The following is a 1,964-nucleotide window of genomic DNA, read 5'->3' as shown; positions in this document are numbered from 1 at the left end:
GTCTGGAATGGAGTTTGGTGCTAATCAATCTATAAGCGTAATGGAAGCTATTAAACTATACACCTGGAATGGCGCTTATGCGAGTTTTGAAGAAGAGATAAAAGGAAGCATAGAGGTCGGAAAGTTGGCGGATTTAGTTATATTAAATGACAGTATTTTAAGTGTCAACCCAAACCAAATTAAAGATTTAAAAGTAGAAACAACTATTATTGATGGTGAAATTATCTATCAAGGGGAACAATCAGTGGAAATTTAATATATCATAGTTTGCATAAAAATTTAATAAGGATGGTGTATTTATGAATGCAAATCTAGTATTGATCAATGGTGAAGTTATTACATCAGACAGACAAAACTCAATAGTAGAATCTGTAGCAATAAAGGATAATCGAATAATTGGGGTCGGTTCAAATTTAGAAATGAAGGAATTCATTGGGGAGAAGACTGAAGTTATTGACTTAGCAGGTAAATCCCTTCTTCCTGGATTTATTGATTCACACACACACCTGGTTTTATATGGGGTTTTTCAGTTGAATATCAGTTGTAAAGAAAATCACATCGACTCTATAGCAGCTTTGCTGAATGAGCTTAAGAAAAAATCGTTGGAAACCCCAAAAGGTGAATGGATAAGAGCTTGGGGGTTTAATGAAACCACAGTAAAGGAAAAGAGGTATCCAAGTATTGCTGAGCTAGATGCCATTTCAACTGATCATCCAATCATCATTACTCGTACATGTGGACATATCTGTATCGTAAACACAGCAGCTTTGGAGAAGGCTGGATTTGACGAAAAGACACAGAATCCTCAAGGTGGAGTAATTGAAAAAAATGAGAAGGGGGAACTTACAGGTAAATTAATTGAAGCTGCAAATATGAAGATGAATGATGTAGCGAGCTATACAGATGATGAACTTATGAAAGCTGTTAAAATCGCGTCGGATCATTTCATTTCAGGGGGTATCACGAGTATTCATGAAGCAGGTACTTTTGATTCTAACTGTTATCGTTTGTTACAAACAGCTATAAAAAACAAAGAAATCCGTGTTCGGGTATATGCAATAATTGGTACCATAAATGAATCCGATAAATTTGTAAATAAAATGATGAATGCCGGGATAGTAACCGGTACAGGGGATGAGAAATTTAGAGTCGGGCCGGCTAAAATATTTTTAGATGGAAGTAGCTCTGGTCCAACGATTGCAACTCGAGAACCCTACTCCAGCGATCCTAACAATTCCGGGATTCTTTATTATAGTGAGGAAGAAATATACAAAGTTCTAGGTGAAGCACATAAAAAAGGCTATCAAATTACCGTACACGCTCAAGGTGATAAAGCCATTGAAATGTATTTAAATTGCGTAGAAAGAGCGTTAAAAGAAGCTCCAAGGAAAAATCACCGTCATCGAATCGAGCATGCAGGGATTTCAACCCCAGATTTACAAGAAAGAATGAAACAACTTGAAGTCATCCCTATTCCAAACCCACCATTTCCATATGAATTTGGCGAGATATATGTTCACAATTATGGCGAACGTGTTAATTATATGTACGCTGCTCGTGATTATATAGATAAAGATATTGTTGCAGCGGGTAGTTCAGATGCACCGGTTACTGATTATAACCCTTTATTAGGAATTCATACTGCAGTTAATAGAAAAAGCCAATTTGGAGCCGAAATTGGCACTAATCAATCCATTAGTGTACTAGAAGCTATTAAACTTTACACATGGAATGGCGCTTATGCRAGTTTTGAAGAAGATATAAAAGGCAGCCTAGAGGTAGGGAAATTAGCTGATTTAGTAATATTAAATGACAGTATTTTAAAAGCTGAACCAGACCGTATTAAGGATTTGAAAGTGGAGACAACGATTATTGATGGAGAAATTGTATATCAAAAGGAGAATGATTTAATAATGAAAAATTAGATCTAAGCAAAAGGATTTGTTAATAAAAGGAGTTTCATT

At 35.7% G+C, this 1,964-nt stretch carries 2 protein-coding genes; both read left to right on the top strand.

Annotated features, from left to right (window positions below; translation table 11 throughout):
- On the top strand, positions 1 to 256 hold a 256-nt coding region (locus tag AC1DUW_RS27065; RefSeq protein ID WP_477643954.1), incomplete at its 5' end, for an amidohydrolase family protein.
- A gap of 43 nt (positions 257 to 299) precedes the next feature.
- Entirely contained in the window at positions 300 to 1,925 is a 1,626-nt protein-coding gene (locus AC1DUW_RS27060) for an amidohydrolase (protein ID WP_477643953.1), read from the top strand.
- Positions 1,926 to 1,964 lie beyond the last annotated feature (39 nt).

It is taken from the genome of Peribacillus sp. P4_C12 (genome assembly GCF_056402095.1).
Note: the sequence above shows the minus strand (reverse complement) of the source record. Positions and strands in the feature narration are given on the sequence as shown.